The sequence below is a fragment of the Pseudoduganella namucuonensis genome, from assembly GCF_900116645.1.
In the GTDB taxonomy this organism is placed as follows: domain Bacteria; phylum Pseudomonadota; class Gammaproteobacteria; order Burkholderiales; family Burkholderiaceae_D; genus Rugamonas; species Rugamonas namucuonensis.
This window is the reverse complement of the sequence record NZ_FPBO01000060.1, coordinates 1-16,107: the sequence shown is the minus strand read 5'-3', so window position 1 is coordinate 16,107 and position 16,107 is coordinate 1. Positions and strand designations below refer to the sequence as shown.

Annotated in this window: 16 protein-coding genes and 1 pseudogene; 8 read left to right on the top strand and 9 right to left on the bottom strand. The window is 49.1% G+C overall.

Features of this window, described 5'->3' with window-relative positions; genetic code table 11:
- Positions 1-475: 475 nt before the first annotated feature.
- Together BM436_RS34065 and BM436_RS36735 are read left to right on the top strand one after the other, a co-directional pair.
- Positions 476-1,630, top strand: coding sequence for a tyrosine-type recombinase/integrase (locus BM436_RS34065; protein WP_093561247.1), 1,155 nt, complete (start codon positions 476-478; stop codon positions 1,628-1,630).
- 165 nt (positions 1,631-1,795) lie between these two features.
- Complete coding sequence (locus BM436_RS36735; RefSeq protein WP_143133465.1) at positions 1,796-2,134, top strand: zinc metalloprotease; 339 nt, start codon at positions 1,796-1,798, stop codon at positions 2,132-2,134.
- A gap of 711 nt (positions 2,135-2,845) precedes the next feature.
- Here the strand turns inward: BM436_RS36735 and BM436_RS34060 are convergent.
- Positions 2,846-3,187, bottom strand: coding sequence for a hypothetical protein (locus tag BM436_RS34060; protein WP_093561245.1), 342 nt, complete (start codon positions 3,185-3,187; stop codon positions 2,846-2,848).
- 113 nt (positions 3,188-3,300) lie between these two features.
- Between BM436_RS34060 and BM436_RS34055 the strand changes: the two genes are divergently transcribed.
- The 3 genes from BM436_RS34055 to BM436_RS34050 all read left to right on the top strand — a co-directional run bounded on the left by BM436_RS34055 (position 3,301) and on the right by BM436_RS34050 (position 4,627).
- Positions 3,301-3,747: a hypothetical protein gene (locus BM436_RS34055; RefSeq protein WP_143133464.1), complete on the top strand. Its 447-nt coding sequence runs from the start codon at positions 3,301-3,303 to the stop codon at positions 3,745-3,747.
- Between the two features lie 241 nt (positions 3,748-3,988).
- Complete coding sequence (locus BM436_RS36730; protein ID WP_143133463.1) at positions 3,989-4,222, top strand: hypothetical protein; 234 nt, start codon at positions 3,989-3,991, stop codon at positions 4,220-4,222.
- Between the two features lie 111 nt (positions 4,223-4,333).
- Positions 4,334-4,627, top strand: a complete 294-nt coding sequence (locus BM436_RS34050) for a hypothetical protein (protein WP_143133462.1) — start codon at positions 4,334-4,336, stop codon at positions 4,625-4,627.
- 311 nt (positions 4,628-4,938) lie between these two features.
- Here BM436_RS34050 and BM436_RS34045 read toward each other — a convergent pair whose 3' ends face one another.
- Positions 4,939-5,967, bottom strand: a complete 1,029-nt coding sequence (locus tag BM436_RS34045) for a restriction endonuclease (protein WP_093561239.1) — start codon at positions 5,965-5,967, stop codon at positions 4,939-4,941.
- Between the two features lie 275 nt (positions 5,968-6,242).
- Positions 6,243-6,533 carry an H-NS histone family protein gene (locus BM436_RS34040; RefSeq protein WP_093561237.1) on the bottom strand — a complete coding sequence of 97 codons (291 nt, stop codon included), beginning with the start codon at positions 6,531-6,533 and terminating at the stop codon, positions 6,243-6,245.
- 285 nt (positions 6,534-6,818) lie between these two features.
- Between BM436_RS34040 and BM436_RS34035 the strand changes: the two genes are divergently transcribed.
- On the top strand, positions 6,819-7,646 hold the full coding sequence (locus tag BM436_RS34035; RefSeq protein WP_093561235.1) for a Hachiman antiphage defense system protein HamA: 828 nt from the start codon (positions 6,819-6,821) through the stop codon (positions 7,644-7,646).
- The gene (locus tag BM436_RS34030; RefSeq protein ID WP_177307783.1) at positions 7,636-10,758 is read left to right on the top strand and encodes a DEAD/DEAH box helicase; all 3,123 of its coding nucleotides are present in this window, start codon (positions 7,636-7,638) and stop codon (positions 10,756-10,758) included. The genes BM436_RS34035 and BM436_RS34030 overlap by 11 nt, the downstream gene beginning before the upstream one ends.
- A 198-nt stretch (positions 10,759-10,956) precedes the next feature.
- On the opposite strand, the gene BM436_RS36725 is transcribed toward BM436_RS34030, so the two are convergent.
- The 4 genes from BM436_RS36725 to BM436_RS38245 form a co-directional block, all read right to left on the bottom strand.
- On the bottom strand, positions 10,957-11,727 hold the full coding sequence (locus BM436_RS36725; RefSeq protein ID WP_143133461.1) for a hypothetical protein: 771 nt from the start codon (positions 11,725-11,727) through the stop codon (positions 10,957-10,959).
- Positions 11,728-12,153: 426 nt separating this feature from the next.
- Positions 12,154-13,212, bottom strand: coding sequence for a coiled-coil domain-containing protein (locus BM436_RS34025; RefSeq protein WP_093561233.1), 1,059 nt, complete (start codon positions 13,210-13,212; stop codon positions 12,154-12,156).
- Positions 13,213-13,249: 37 nt separating this feature from the next.
- On the bottom strand, positions 13,250-14,806 hold the full coding sequence (locus BM436_RS34020; protein WP_143133460.1) for a phage tail family protein: 1,557 nt from the start codon (positions 14,804-14,806) through the stop codon (positions 13,250-13,252).
- Between the two features lie 105 nt (positions 14,807-14,911).
- The gene (locus BM436_RS38245) at positions 14,912-15,184 is read right to left on the bottom strand and encodes a hypothetical protein (protein ID WP_229491013.1); all 273 of its coding nucleotides are present in this window, start codon (positions 15,182-15,184) and stop codon (positions 14,912-14,914) included.
- Here BM436_RS38245 and BM436_RS34015 point away from each other — a divergent pair.
- Complete coding sequence (locus BM436_RS34015; protein WP_229491011.1) at positions 15,116-15,463, top strand: DUF1249 domain-containing protein; 348 nt, start codon at positions 15,116-15,118, stop codon at positions 15,461-15,463. The genes BM436_RS38245 and BM436_RS34015 overlap by 69 nt on opposite strands.
- A 75-nt stretch (positions 15,464-15,538) precedes the next feature.
- Here the strand turns inward: BM436_RS34015 and BM436_RS34010 are convergent, their stop codons facing one another.
- Together BM436_RS34010 and BM436_RS34005 are read right to left on the bottom strand one after the other, a co-directional pair.
- Positions 15,539-15,754: a hypothetical protein gene (locus BM436_RS34010; protein WP_143133458.1), complete on the bottom strand. Its 216-nt coding sequence runs from the start codon at positions 15,752-15,754 to the stop codon at positions 15,539-15,541.
- Positions 15,755-15,900: 146 nt separating this feature from the next.
- A pseudogene (locus BM436_RS34005) lies at positions 15,901-16,107 on the bottom strand (hypothetical protein); the annotation flags it as partial.

Sequence of the window (16,107 nt, the reverse complement as noted above, 5' to 3'; positions counted from 1 at the left end):
AGCCTTCAGTCAGGGCGAGCTGGGCTGTCTTGGTCTAGTATCAATGCCCTCCGGGGACGCTGCCCAGGTACGCGGCCCATCCCGCTGCCCATATTTTGTGCAGCGCTGAATTGATGTGCTCAGGAGTGGGTTTAAATGGACGGTACGGCGTTACAAAACTTAGGGTGGCCTATTCTAGGTTTGGTTTTGTAAGCGCTTCTAGTGCGGCTACCCGCTTAGCGTCTATCGAGAGGTACTGATCGAATGCCTTATTTGCAACATACTGCTTTAAACGCTGCGTATGGGCTTACAAATTCGGCCTAGGGTATGCCCTTGCGGGCATGGAGAAACCGGCGCATAGAGCTTTTTGGTAGACTTAACTTAGGCGGTTAGCTTGCTTTTTTGGGGGCAATTGATGGGGTAATTTTTCTGCGTTGAGGTGTGGATATAAATAGCTGATGATGCAGTTGTTTATATTGATTCGATGGAGAAAATTATGGGTTTGCACAAAAGGGAAAATAGCAGTAACTGGTATTATTCGTTTCAGGCAAATAACAAGAAGTATGTGGGAAGCACAGGCACTGCAAACAAAACGAAAGCGTTGCAGGTAGAACGCGAAATGCGGAACAAGATTCATAGCGAGAATTTCCTCGGCGAAGCGGAGGAGATTTCACTACGCGATGCTGTGCTCAAGTATCTGGAGCCGCGCAAGCAGTATTCGTACTACCGAGGTATGGAGTCGATCTCTCGCAAGATGTTCGGCAGCAAGCGCGATCCCAAGAGCAAGAAAGAAAATCCCTGCTACGGATTACCGGTAAATTTGCTCTTGCATGAGATTCAAACCAAACACATTGAACGGCTTGTAGCAAAACGCAAATCGGAGGGCGATAAACCTGCGACGATCAAGCATGAGATAGGGCTGATCAGTTCGACACTGCGCGAAATGCAAAAGCTAGGATACAAGGCTGCCCGCGATGTCGTTTTCCCGCAGCTAAAAACCTCTTATCGCTTGCGTTACCTCGATCCGAACGACGAAGTTGCACTGTTGCGCGAGCTGGACCCGCAATCAGCCAGGAGTGGCATTCAATCTGTGGACGAGCGCACTCCAGAGATGCAACGCAATGTTCAGGACAACTACGATCTTGTGATCATGCTGCTGGATACTGGCTGTCGTTACTCGGAGGCGGCCAACATTCCTTGGTCGAGTGTTGACTTGGAAGCTGGCACACTGAACATTTATCGTAGCAAGGTGAGCAACGAGGACGTGTTGTACATGACAAATCGCTTGAGAGAAGTTATGGCTCGCCGGTTTGCTGCACGCCAGCCTAGTGCGCGGCACGTCTTCGAGAACAAAGCTGGGAAAGCACGAGGCTATGCGGCCCAGGCCATCAAGAAGGCGATGAATCGTGCCGGTCTCAACGACGAGAATGTTGTGCGCGACAAGGGCGGGAAGGTGACCATGCATACTCTACGTCATTCATATGCGAGCAAGCTGGTGAAGAACGGTATCAGCCTGTTTGAGGTCTCTGTTCTGCTGGGCCACAGTGACTCTAAGATGACGCAGCGTTACGCGCACCTTGCCCCAAATGACGCCAGCAAGAAAGCGGTTAACCTCATCGATTCGCTTCAGAATTCCGGTGCGCAAAAATAGTATGGCCGTGAAAAAGGATAACGCCCGTAGGTACGGGCGTTATTCGAAGTTACTGAGAAAAGTTAGCGGCTTTTGATATGGCTGTGACACACTGGGGTAGAACGGGGATTGCTGACTTGGGTATGATTGTTGTCTGGATAAATAAGTCTTTAAGAGGACTATTCCATGCCTGCACTAATTCCTACCATTGATGAAATCGCCGCTGAGAAGAAACGCCGAGTTCTGCTTTTGTCTTTCCCCGGTTCTGGATCGAAGTACGCGAAAAATCCTATCCGAAAATATGTAATTGCGTGGCTTGACGTTATGGGTATTCCATTTAAAGAGTGCGGCGACGATCCTAGTATTTCCGGCTACTCGTCTTATCGAGGCGAGCTTTTTATAGATGTGAAATGTGAGTCCGATGATGAGAGCTACAAGAAGCTAACACAGTTCCTATTAGGTGCTGATGGTGACTCCAAATTCACGATGATTTCTCTGTCGTTTTATTCTCCGGTCTTGCTGTAACGAGAATTCGGAATTAAAAAATTGGTAGCTTGTCGCGATACACCACTGCTATGGCAGCGCAGGCCCCAAAGCTCCACCATCCCCATGTGCCTGAATCAGGCTCTATTACAAATCCAACAAAGAGAGCAAATGGAATGAAAAGCATGAATGTGTGGAAGAACCACTTCACCAAAAAATAGGTTATTGGCTCTAATCCCGAGGTGTCCGGTCCGTGTTCTGCGTAGTAGTCGCCAAGATCAGAGCAGCAATGAGGACATACTTGGGCGGACATTGATATTTCACTGCGACACAGTGGGCATCTCATGTTTTTTCTCCAATTATCGGGTTGTGGCGGGATTTACTTAACCAGTAGCTCCATATTGCAATTGGGGCAAGCCAAGTATATTTCCTTCCTGCTGATGTAAATTCCCCACACTACAACAAATATGACAACGTACCAGTATGAAGTAATCGGACGATTTGCCGCTTGTCTGCCCACATCTATGAGTACCATTAGCACAGCAGCGATACCTGCAACAGACCATGCTTTTAGGCCACTAACTTTGTCTACCTTCCGATGGACCCCCATCAAACCGCTGTAGCCGCATTGAAGGCAAGTACATTGACGGTGCTCGGAGTATTGCGCCAGGCTAGCGCGAATATGTTCTGGTAGTATCTGATGCGTATTCAAGTTATGCCCTCCGAATTGATGCTAATTAATAATTTTCATTTCTAGCGCTCACCCTCAGCTATTTTTCTGCCTTCGACTACTACTTTTCGATCTTTCGTGACCACCAGATTTCCGCAACCTGCCACTTGGATGCGGAGGCCGACTTGAAGCTGTGATGCTGTCCAGTTCTCGTATAGCTCGCCGTCGCAGCGGTACTTGAACGTAGTACCTGCGAACCGGAGGTCAGGTAGGCCACCGCACGTCTCGCACGGGAGCTGCATGTACTTGGGATAGACCTCGACCACCTCTGCGAAGCGAAGGACTGAGCGCGGTTGCTTCTGCGCATAGGCGGACGCGGCGATGATCGCCACAGAGACCAGCAGCAGTACGCGAACAGATTTCATCTATTAGTCCCGAGCGAAATTGCAGTCAGGGAATATTTTACGGTAACTATGGGTTTTCATGTAAAAATTATAGAACTATAGAGTTACTGCCTCAGTCGGTACGTTCCTCATCCATGGAAACGACCAACGAAAAATTGCGCGAAGAGTTCAGCCTTCGCTTGAAGAAGGAGCTTGAACGCATGGGCCTGCCGATCACCAGCCCCACGCGCATCGCTGCCGAGTTCAGCGCCAAGTACCCAGGAAACAAGATCGCATCGCAGACAGTAAGGAAGTGGTTGTTTGCTGAAGCGATCCCCACGCAAGCAAAGCTGGTTGCGCTGGCGGAGTGGCTGGAGGTTTCAGAGCAATGGCTTCGCTTCGGTACTGGCCGGCGGCGAGTGGTGAAAGCTGCCGATGCTGTCCACACTCTCGGCGAGCGCGGCGTAGCAGTAGTGGTAGGGAAGAATCAGGCGGCGGTGGTGCCGGTCGTGGAGCTGCTGGCTAAGCTGTCGCCGAAGAACGTCCGCCTGGTCGAAAGCATGGTTCGATGCGTTCTCGCCAGTCAGAACGAAGACGAATAGATCGCGGCATCGGCGCGTATCAAAGTAACCCTTATACTTGCAGGAGAAACATCGGAAAAAACGAACGAAGTTTGCGTTCTAACGGTGTGCTGACACAGCAGGGTATAGAAACGGAAAACGCCCTTGGAAGTAGAAGCGGGTTGCCCGTTTTCGCCAGTAGCAACAGCCAGTACGGTTGTGCGTTGAGGTTCCCAGCGTTCGCATTGACGGTAGCAGTACCATCAACGAACGAAAGCCCTGCATGACAAAAAAAAAGACGCTCACCACGAATCCCGTTCCCGAGAGTCAGGCCGTAACGGTTCACTCCGCCACGCTGCGTAACCAAGCTATGCACACCGAAGCGCCCGCTGCGGTGTTGCCGGATGCTGCAATCCTGCGCATCACAGGGCTGCTTGCCCAGCTGACACCTGCCAACCGGCAACTGGCCACAAACATCATCCGTGCCATTCTTGAAGAGCAGACGCGTGAAACTTAGCGTTTGAAAGTAGCTCGACGGGGCTGCTCTCGCCGCCCAACACGTCAACTGTTCTGCTATCATCGTCCGCAATTTTAATATCGTGCCTAACACGGCAAGCGGACGATTTCTATGATTGAACTTCGGTACACGGGTTTGGCATTCGATGAGCAAGAACTGATCGACTTCATCAAGGCATCTGGCAAAAACTATATGGTCCAAGGCCAGACACTCAAAAAGCTTGAAAGTCATACCAAGCCCCATTCGCTCGATGTGTGGTTGCGCACCCGCTTCTCGAAAATGCAGGACACGAAGCTTGCAGACAACTATGTGATTGACGCGTTGGTCGAGACGGGCAAGTTTGTCGCTGCCGAAGATAAATGCCCGAAGAGTGGACGATTGTGCAAGTCAATACGCCTTGTATGATTTTGCTGGAGGCGTCAGCTAGCGTTCAGACCACGCGTTAAAATCGATTAGAAACGTTTCTAAGGCGTGGAGCTAGAGGAATATGCATCGATGCGTAGATAAAGAATCAAATCGATTCTAAGCGCGTTAGGATCGTTTTATGACGTGGCAATTCCAGTAGGCGATACTAGTTTTCTAGAAAGTAAAGCTATGGTTCCTTATAAGGGTAACAGTGACTTTTCTAGCTAGAAAAATTAATAACGTAGTTGGGCTATAAATTGCCAAATTCATTGCTAGCCACATCATGAAATACCGTCTTTCGAAAGTTGGGACTAATTTCGGAAGCGGGTTAATATGTGCTGATGCAGGTCTTGCTTAAGGGAGTGAAGTGTTTCTAAGCGAGTTCCAGTGGATCGTGCTAATGAACGGGCTGCTTCTGTAAAACCGTTGCTGGAAACAACCAGAGTATGCTCACAGTTATAATGTAATGCCCCTGCTGTTACTTCCTGAACTGCGGCAACTCCAACGGTAGAGCTAAGATTTTTCACTTGAATGGCAAGGGTAAATTCATGCTCTCTGATTATCAAGTCCGCGCCGAAATCCCCACTTATTGCAGTTGTCTCAACATTGAATCCACACGCGATAAAGAGCTCTTGAACTTCGCTCTCGAAGTTCAGCCCACGGACAGTACTTGATATAGCATTGCGTTTCGAATTTCCCTTCCATTGCTCGGCAATTGCCTGCAACTCTCTTTCTGACAGATATCCAAGCGCCGGAGAGACTTCTTCGCGTAGAACTTTCGATGCTTTCTTGAAGTTTAAGCTGCCGTCAATTCGCCAAAACCGGCTTTCACTAATGACTGAACTTACTGCAGACTTGTGGGCGACTAACAAAGAAATCTTTTTCTCCCGAAGCGGATCATTTTTTACCGTAACAGTAAATGCAAAGCTACAGCAAGAAAGCATTGTACGTGTCTCGTCGTCTAATTCCCTCGCACGTGTGTATATATGCGGCGGCGTACCCCACCACATGCCATTGTTAATGCGTACACGGTCCCCGACTACTAACGGATTTTGCTTTAATTGAGTTACTTCGTTCTCATTTAACGAGAGCCATTCACTCCAGTTTTCACAATTCGTGTCGATTAAATCCACAAGATCCTTAGAAGCCCCCTCGGGAAAGCTTGCACTCTTCCAAAGAAATTTCCAATCCGTCAAGTCTAATTCGAATGGATGCTCGCCTGTTCGTTCAAACTCCGCTATGCGTGTCAAGAAAACCAGTTCATTACTTGATACTCGTTGCGTCAACTCATCTTCCGGGCGAAGTTGTTCATCGCCCATTGGAAACAAGTAGGTTCTCATGCTTATTCTTTCAAATATTGGTTGCTGTTAAAGAAATTTTCGATTAACCCTTGATGAATAAGCAGCATAGTCAACAATTAGCGAATCTAGTTACCGCTGGCAGCCGAAATGCGGTCTAGCCAGTCAACAACGGCTCTCATGCTCTGCATCAAGTGTTGGGCCAACTTGAGATTTAGGTCCGCTACGTGAGACCGCCCCTACAACGGATGTGGACTGCTGGATTTAGTCTGAGCTATACGCTTAATGAAACGGCGGCTTTTCAGCCGCCGTTTCGCTTACTTGATCAGGAACTGATCCTTGTCTTTGCTTTCCAGCCACTTCGGCGAACGGCCGCGACCAGTCCACGTCTCGCCAGTCGCGTCATTGCGGTACTTCGCGGCTACTGGTACGCGTTCCTTCGTACTCTTCGCCTTGGGCGTGCCAGTCAGATCTGCGACGCTCAAGCCATACTGGCTCATGATCTCGGCGATCTGCGCTTTCGCACCAGCGATCTCATTCTTGCGGGCAGCTTCTGCGAGTTGTTGCAGTTCAGCGATTTTGGCGGCGTATTCCTGATAAGTGGTCATGGACTTCCTTGATGTTGTGGTGATAGACCGTACTTTACGCGATTTTGGTAACCATATGTGGGCCTTGTAGCAGTATTGTTGCCAGCCGGAAAATTGTAACTTGCAATTAGATAGTGTGGCTATTCATATTCTAATCAGGGAACTTCAGGTGCTCTTCTTATCGACATTCTGTATCACATTCCGTAGACTGGTGGCAACTCCAAGAGAGTTGTCGGGCACATCCGAAGGCCCAGTAGTGCAAAAATTTCGGTCGTATAAAGTGCACTTTATGATTGTGAGTAAGTGATGCCCTGGACGGGAAAACATTTAGCTTGGATGGTAGATAGCACAGACGTTGTTACCACCTCGTGTGGGCTCTCCGTGAAAATATATGATTTTTCATATAACCTCGGGGATCCCAAAACAATTTCTGAGTGGGCGAAACATTTCCGTAATCATTATTGCAGAGACATCGAAATCGATTCGCTGTGTACTCCGATGAAGATTAGTCGTAAAACATACCTGGAAACATACAAATTTCCAGTGAAAAAGGCAGCTCAAAAGGGGCAGAAAACTGGTCCGGCAACGCGTGCCGGAGATTTTGCGGAGATTTTAGTGTCAGATTTCTTGACATATCGTCTTAATTATTGGGTGCCAAGAGTTCGCTACTCATTTAAGACAAATCCCAATAGTAGCGACCAAGGAAGTGACGTCGTGGGGATGCGGCTTGTACAATTTGGAGCAGTTAAAGATGAATTAATTGTTTACGAGGTAAAAGCCAAGCTCACTGGCGTACCCATGAATCGCTTGCAAGACGCAGTCGATCATTCTGATAAGGATCAGTTCCGGCTCGCTGAATCATTAAATGCGATTCGACAGCGGTTAAAATGGACAGGGTTTACAGAGGACTCTGACAGAGTTATCCGATTTCAAAACCCCGATGATAACCCTTATCCCTTAAGATACGGAGCGGCAGCCGTAGTCACTCAGGAAGTTTTTAATAAAGGTAAGCTGAGCCTAACTTCGGCGATCAAGCATAATAACAGAGATAAACTTGACCTCATGGTTATACGAGGGGCGGATATGATGAACCTAGTTCATCATTTATATGAGAAGGCTGCTGATGAAGCTTGAATATAATTCGAAACGCGTACTGGCACTAACAAAGTCAAAGGCAAAACAGTACGAGTTCAAATTGGAAGAGCAGCATCACACAAATTTAGAGGGAAATCCTCATAACTTGCTCATCCTAAGTGTCGGAATTTTAGGAGAGCTCGCTTCGATGGAGCGGCGTCGACCTATATTTGGGGGGGACGTAGAGGACGAATATGCTAACCTAAAAACTCAGTTGGTGCTTATTGCTCAGTACTTTGATGCGCTAGACCAAGTCGCATTGAATGAAGAAAAGTCGGTGTATTTACGTCTTGTTGGCGCAGCTTCCTATTATTTGGCTGATATGCCTGGGAGTGCTTCTGTTCTTTCGAAAGATTTGACGCATATAAGATATGGGCTCACTCCAAATAATATTGAAGGGCCACTGATATGGATGTTACGTGCATCCTCTGCGTTAGACAGGGGGATGTCATATTCAGATGTTGATAAAGTAAATCAGGTTATTTTTTTCTTTGCAAAATTTTTGGCTGGAAATGCTACGATCGACGAAATTCAGTTGGCGTGCACAGCAGCAGAAACATACGTCTACGAATATGGTGATGATAGGGAATTGTTTTTTATCGATATCCTTATCGCTGTAACAAAGCGCCGTATTGCAAATTCTTCTAGAATTTGCTTGCCGCAGTTTACAGACATTCCTATCGAGCAATGGCTTCCAGTTCTTTCGCAGCCTAGTTTTATACGAGAATTTTGGCCTGCACAAAAGCTACTGGGCGAGAAGGGTATTCTGAGAGGAACCTCTGCCGTAGTGCAGATGCCAACTAGTGCAGGCAAAACCAAGTCAACTGAGATACTTATTCGTAGTTCGTTCCTTAGCGGACGAGCACGATTGGCGGTAATCATTGCACCTTTTCGAGCATTGTGTCGAGAAATTAGCGACGCCTTTAAGACGGCTTTCCGTGGTGAAAATGTTTCTGTTAACGAGTTGGCGGACACGCCGCAGGTGGATGATCGTGACCTCGAGTTCATAAAGTTTTTAATGGGTGACAAATTTCGCGACCCCAAGACGCGTAAAACGATAATGGTATCGACCCCCGAGAAGATGGTCTATTTACTTAGACATAATCCAGAACTGGCGGGACGAATCGGACTATTGATTTTCGATGAAGGTCACCAATTTGATACAGGCTTGCGAGGTGTAACGTATGAGCTCCTAGTAGGAACGTTGCGTTCAGCTGTAGCGAACGATACGCAGATTGTATTAATTTCTGCAGTTCTAGGAAATGCAAATTCAATAGGCGAGTGGTTATATGGTGAAAGGGGAGTTGAAATTCAAGGCGCACATTGTTTGCCGACTATGCGTTCTGTCGCATTTGCGAGTTGGGAGGGCGAGCATGGACAACTCAATTATGTTGACGATGAGTCTGTAGCTGAACGCGACTTCGTTGTTCCAAAAATTATCAGTCAAATTAATGTTGGTCGAAATAAAGGCGAGAAAGTAGATAGGTTTTTTCCTAATAGAAAGGATCCACCAACCGTTCCAGCCTACTTGGGGCTGAGATTTAGCCAGTTGGGCGCGGTAGCGATATTTTGTGGCACCAAAACAAGTGTGAATGCGATCTGTGATCGTATTATAGAATATTATGAACGAGGCTTGGCTCTTGAGGCACCTTTAACGCAGTCGAACAGTAACGAGATTTCAAAACTCGCCTCTTTATCGAGGCTTCACTTCGGCTCGGAAGATACGGTTACGCGTGCAATTGATTTTGGCGTCCTTCCTCATAGTAAGGCAATACCTAATGGATTGCGCGTATCAATAGAATGGGCAATGAGCAATGGTAGTGCTCGTTTGGTTGTGTGCACTTCGACGCTAAGTCAAGGTGTGAATCTTCCAATCAAATATCTAATCGTTACAAGTATATGGCAGGCAGGAGAGGAAATTAAACGTCGGGATTTTCACAATCTTATGGGGAGGGCCGGACGATCAGGCTACCATACTGAGGGAAGTGTGATTTTCTCGGACTTGGAACTCTTTGAAAAACGATATGATCGTAAAGGAAAGTGGAAGTGGCAACAGACGCTGAAACTATTAGATATGAGCGAGGCTGATGAGTGTGTTAGTAGCTTAAAAGATTTGGTTGGCCCCGGGCGTAGCATTGAATGGAATTGGGACGTGTTAGAGTTCATACGTGATCCAGATGGATATCGAAATTACGTAATTGAGAACTTAGAAGAAAAGCCGGCCGCCCTAAAGGCTATGCTTGGACAAATGCAAGAAGTGGAGGCCATTGTGCAGAAAATTGAGAGCTTTATGCTCTCAGTTTTAAAAGACAATCCGAATTTCCGTGATGTAAACTATTTTTCGCAACTCGCTACTGAAACTCTTGCCTATCATCTGGCATCGGAGGTCGAAAAAACTCTTTTGGAGAAAAGTTTTTACGCGATAGCGCTGCACGTACTTAGTGTGGATGTGGGGAAGGTGGCTTATTACGGAAAAGCGCTTTTAGGAATCCGCCAGTTGAAAATTATTGAGGCGTGGGCGGAAGAGAAACATTTTGAGCTTACTCTTTGTGCTAAGCCAGGTGAGGCATTGCAGGTTTGTTGGCCTCTTCTCACGCAATTGGCTGTAAGCGATATAATATTTAAATTGAAACCGGAAGAATCGTTATTGCCTGCGGCTATTGGTTGGATCGATGGACTTTCGTATGAAAGTTTACTTGGTAAATTTACTGCGCAGAAAAGCTATATAGTGACCCCGAAGAGCACAAGGGTGGTCAAGATGTCACATGTTGTGGATTTTACTGATGGAGCTCTAGCGTATGATGCAATGTTAATTATTGGTGCCTTAGCCGATATCGTGGAAAATACGTTTGATAATGATGACCTTACTAAGGTTTTACGAACATTGCAACAATGCCTGAAAATCGGGTTGAGTAAAGATTTTGAACGCTGGCTGTTTAGTGAAGGCTTTGTTGATCGCGAGTTATGTAAAGCTATACGCAAAGCTTATGAGGCAGTTGGTACAAAAACTGAGGTATTTGATTATAAAATATTACGTGATAATCCAGCAGTGCTAGAGGAAGTCCTTGAGGGGTTTCCTGATTATTTTTCGAACATAAATTTCAGGAGCTGAGCGCTTGAGAATGCTCAAGTTATGGCAGTGGGAGCTATTAAACCTCGATAAATCGGCCACCACATGACATTTCTGATCACACCCGTCCTGTTGATAAGTTGTCAAGCAGCGTGGAGTCCGCGTAGAATATAGCGATGGCCCGCCGACAGCTCTCAATGAACTGGCACAAGTCAAATCTTATCTGATGCAAGTAAGGAGCTATTGCTTGGAAGCTGGCCAAGCCAACTTCAACAATCCAAACATTTCATTTGATACCTGTTTTCGATAGGCCTCGGTGCGCTCATACTCCAACTCCGCAATAGCAGATCGTCTTTTGGACTCGGCAAGCTGCTGTGGCGTTGCCATTTTTTCCAACACTCGGCTGAGACGGCTTTCGAACACGCGCTTGGCGGCCAACTGATTCATATTGGTATTGTTGACGTCGAGATGAGCGCCTGCTACCGATGTCCTTGCATCGAGTTGTCGTTGGGCCAAACGATCCCCTAGCAAAGTGAGTTGCTCACGGAAGAATGTACGATCTTCTTGTCGAAGCTCACTTAGTGACCGTATCGTTGATTCTGTGCCAACAATACACTGTTTGACATCCAGTGTTAGGGTTGGGTCAGGCGGCATAGGCTCATCTGCGTTCTCGGGAATCTTGCGTAGCAGACCTATGCAGCCTGGCACAGTAAACTGAACGTAGTCGCGGACGGCAAATCGCCGCAGTATGATGTACTTGGTTTCCAACGCCGTAGTAGCTGTCTTCAGTTCGACTTCCTTTTTTGCGATTGCCTCATCAAGAACGGACTTCTGGTAGAGAGGAATGACCGTCGTATAGATGGTGACGATCGTGAAGAGCGCGAGCCCTACCTGAGCGAAGGCACTAAGGCGTTGTAGCCACGCGTCCAGCGCAAGAAGTCGGGGATTTGCTGATGGGCGGGGAACGCGTGAATGAGGACGCAGGCTATGGCGGCGGTTGTATGGGGGCATGTGCGAGATATTTGAACTCGGACTGTATAGTTGGGAGACAGCCTAGCACAAGTGCTTGTCCGATTGGCGGTACGGCCATCACACCTCGGTGAAATCGGCCATCCCATTTTCCATCACAGCAACCATACTGCAATGTTGTCAACAACGTGCAATCCCGCGTAGAATGCGTGGCATGCGGGTGTAGCTCAATGGTAGAGCAGAAGCTTCCCAAGCCCCTCCGCCTTGTTAAAACCCACTGTTCATGCGGGTTTCAAACGCATTAATATGCGATCGTACCAAAACTCCACTTTAATCAAGAAGTTATCGACCATCACATTTTCGATCCCACATCTAGTCGAAAAAGCTGCTGATACAGTGTGATGGTTGGTCGAAAGTCGACTGTTGGCCGTGCGATCGTTCAGTGCGGTTTTAGGTCTAGCTAGGTGGCTAGATCCACTTCAGAAGATGCGCGATGGCGCCCATTAGGGCCAGCACGGCGGCGCCGGCGGCGCCGAGGCTTAACTTTCTTAATCGATCAGAAAACTCCTGCTGGAGCGTGGCTACCTTTTCTTGATCGGCGCTCTGTCGCTGAGCATAGGCGGCCAGTTCGGTTTTCAAAGAAGTCAGCTCATTGGCCATGTCGGACATGCGCGAGGCTTGGGTGTCCAGTCCGCCTTCGATAGATTCGATCTTTTGCTTGTATGCCTGCTCTTGCTCGAGTTGGTTTGCTACAGATGCTTGCAAGTCCTGCCGAAGCGTCGACAGGGCCTGATGGACAGCCGTCTGCGCAGCCTCATGTTCATTTCGCAGGGCGGATTCGCTGGCAAGCAGCTTCTGCCGGGTCTCCTCGTCAAGCGCTGCAAGCTCTGACCTAATCTGTTTCTCAATGCCGACGACTCTGCCGTCCACCTCTGCAGACAGGGACGCCATCCGGGATACTGCGTCACTGTGAAGGGCTTCCAGGTCTTGAGCGCGGGCCGCGAATTGCTGGAGCATGCCATCCTTAGTAGCTCTTACTTCCTTGGCGATTTCTATCAGCTTCTGGGCGCCGTCTTCGGTAAGTCCTTTCAGATCAAAGTATTCCTTGACCAGGGATTCAAGCTTTTCGGATTGCTTCGCTAGAACTTCATGCTGTTGCTGCAGCGTGCCGGCGTGTTCCGCAATGCCGTCAGCCTGCTTTTTCAGATCGCCTTGCTGGCTGTTCAACTGGGACTGCTGCTCAGCGAGCTTCTTGGACTGCATGATGCTGATCATCATGAGCTGGCCTATCGTTTTGGAAAATTCTGCCTGTACCTCTGCGGAGTCCAGCTGCGCGTCGCGCAACTTGTCGTTGTGCCACCAGCGCATCACGCGGTTCTTATTTTCGTACTCAGATCTGAAGTTTTTCAGATCATCGAGTTTCCTGTAATTCCTGCTGAAATCCTGGTAGATGTTTCCCACTTCCAATTGCTGTAAAGCGTCATTGCTGACTTCTATTCTTGCGAGCTCGTTGATTAACTGCGACATCAAGCACCTCAATAGTATTTTTTAAATGGACCAGCGATCAAAGAGACTTCAGCACGTCCGCCAGCAGCTTTTGTCGTTCGATCTGCGTGCTGAGCATGTCGATCTGGGCATTACGGCTTGCGATCGTCGCACCGGCATCCAGCGTGGCGGTTTCAAGCTGGAACGATGAGATCAAATAGCTATCCCGTACCCGCTGATATTCAAGCGCTGCGGTTCCGTACAGGCGCGAGTTCCGGTACTGCAGATCCAGCCACTCCCGCAGCCGTTCCATCACGTTGGCTTGCGCTTGCACATTGGCTTCGTACGCTTGGAGCAGTTCCGTGCCAGTGGAGCTCAGCCAGTCGAAGAGGCGGTCAATTCCGTAGATAACAAGAGAGCCGATGACGCCTGTCATGATGGCGGTCATGGCCGTAGCCAGAATGTCCGCAATCGGCACCAGAATGGAAACGCCCAGGATGAATCCCTTGACGGACTCCTCCATCAGCATGCCCAAACCGGTGGTAACGACTGCGGCGATGATTTTGGCGACTGCGCGGGCGACCTCCAGGCCAGACATGCCTTCCGGAGGGTTCACTAGCATCTTGATGGCTTTCCACAGGTCTTGCATGCTCCCGCGGATCAACGCGACGATCTTCTTCGACGTGGTGATCAGATTGTTGATCAGGAAGGTCAGCAGATTGCTGACAAAGCCTTGTATACCGCCCTCGACCAGTGCCTCAAGCGCAGCTTTCAACTTGCTGATCACGCGCTGCATTACCCGCTTGTTGCTTTCAATAAACCGGTCGATCAGGCTCTGTTCGTTATGCCTGTCTTGAAACAGCACCTTAATCTCGTGGAAGCTGCCATTGACGTACTCATGCAGCACAATGCCAAAGGCCTGGCGCACGGCGTTGCGTCCAGCCTCCTGTACGCCGGTGTTGAGCAGTTCCTGGCCGTGATACATGAGCCGTTCCGAGGTGTCGGGCAGTTTTTCCTTTAGCGATTCCTTTGCCTCGTTCAGCAACGGATCGATGCGGGCCTTGTCAAATCCGTTTTCGGCTGACATGGCCTCTTCAGGGGCCTTGTCGCTTTTGCTGCGGTTAGTCTTGTGCGTGGTGTAGTGCAGATTATCCTTTTCGGAGCTGAGCTCCGTCCGGCCCTGCTTGTCTTTGATCCAGCCGCCTTGGCGATGTATGTCCTTGACAGGAACAAGGTGATCCAGCTCGGCGTTCATTACGATCTTGCCTTTGTTGTTCTCCCGTTTGGTCGGCTCGTGCTTGCCGGTATATTGATCGACGAATTCCTGGGAGTTCATGCTGCCGCCTTCAAACGCCTCGCGCATCTTCTCCCTCTTTGCGGCGGAGTAGTCGTAGTCGGTGCGATTGAATTCTTCTGACTCCTTCGCAAACAGGCCCTGCTCAGCGTTGTGCTGGGTCGTGACGTTGCCGCCATCCTTGTCATCAAACATAGCAGGCGTCAGACCAAATGGCCCGACTATTTGGCGCAGTACTTCTTGCTTGCAGCTATCCATGAGCTGCTCCAGGCGCTGCTCCCTGAGCACCGAATCACGTACAGGTTTGTCATCGCCTGGCTGGTTTTGCGTTGTTCCGTTCATAACAGATCCTGTGTATAGGGCGCGAACGCCGTGTAGTTTTCACCGCCTACTGAAGTTACCAAATTTACTCAATCATAACAGTATATGCATTTGAGAAATACTCACTTAGTCACCCTGTTGATAGTTTTGTGATATCGACGCGCCGCATTCGATCATCAAATCAATATTGATCGATGCATAATAGACGGCGTTGTCTGTTTGCAGTTTTCCATGGATGGTTCCCGTACCGTAAAACAACGTGGAATCGACATGGATCTCTATCAACAGAACTACCGCACGCTGCTTCAACTTCTGCCAGGCTTGCACGACATGCGCGGGCCAGCCAAGCTCGCCGCGCTTGGGCATACCGATGTGCACGTTGATGTGATTGAGCGGCACCCTCACCGCCTAGTACTTCGCATGAGCCACTATCTCCAGCGGCTTCATGGCGCGGCGATACCTGACCCTGACATGACCGTGGAGGTGTATTTGCTGGCCGAGACCGTTGGGGTGCTGACCTACAGTGATTGCTTCGGCTCGCGGAAAGTTTTCTGTCCCGAGCTGATGGCCTTCAGCCCCCTGGCCAAGGCGGAACTGAACAATTTCCTTGAGCAGTGGCTAACGAAGCTGATTGCTGAAGGACGCTGCTTGACGAAAGCTGTGTTCGCATCGCAGTAGTGCTATGCGATGATCGCTGCCTCGTTCTTGAAGCTGGAGGGGAACTGACGAGGCGGTGACCTGCTGGGAGGGGCATCATTGTTTGTTGTCCCGGAAGCACTCTATCTGGGCGAACGCCGCCAAGGTCTTTTTGTGGGCGGCGGTCACGCGGACAAAGAGATCAGCCGCAAGCAAATTGTAGACATCGATTTTCGCGCACTGACTCAACTCATGCGCAACAGCATGCTCTTCAGCAAGCGCCTCTGAAAATTCGCGGAAGGCCGCCAATCCCTCGGAACGATAGATCGACATGTTGACCTCCACCAGAAAGAAGTCAGCATAGCAGCATCTATGATCCTGGTCGCACGGAACAACATGGGGGACTGAAGTGGCGGGTATGGATAGTGCTACACAGCGGCACACCAGCCCGTACAGCAGACTGGCGTGCAAACCATTTCTCAACCCAGTTTTGCCTTGATCAGCTGGTAGTACGTGCTTGCACCGGCTGCGCTTAGCTTGGCTTCGGCGACGAACTGTTCAACGATCTGCTTGCGGGTCATGTCCTTCTGTGCGGACATGCGCAGGTAGATGGATGACGCGATTTCCATCTTCGTCGGCGGCTTCGGCTTCTTCTCCGGTTTGGCCGCAGGAGAATCGGCAGTAAC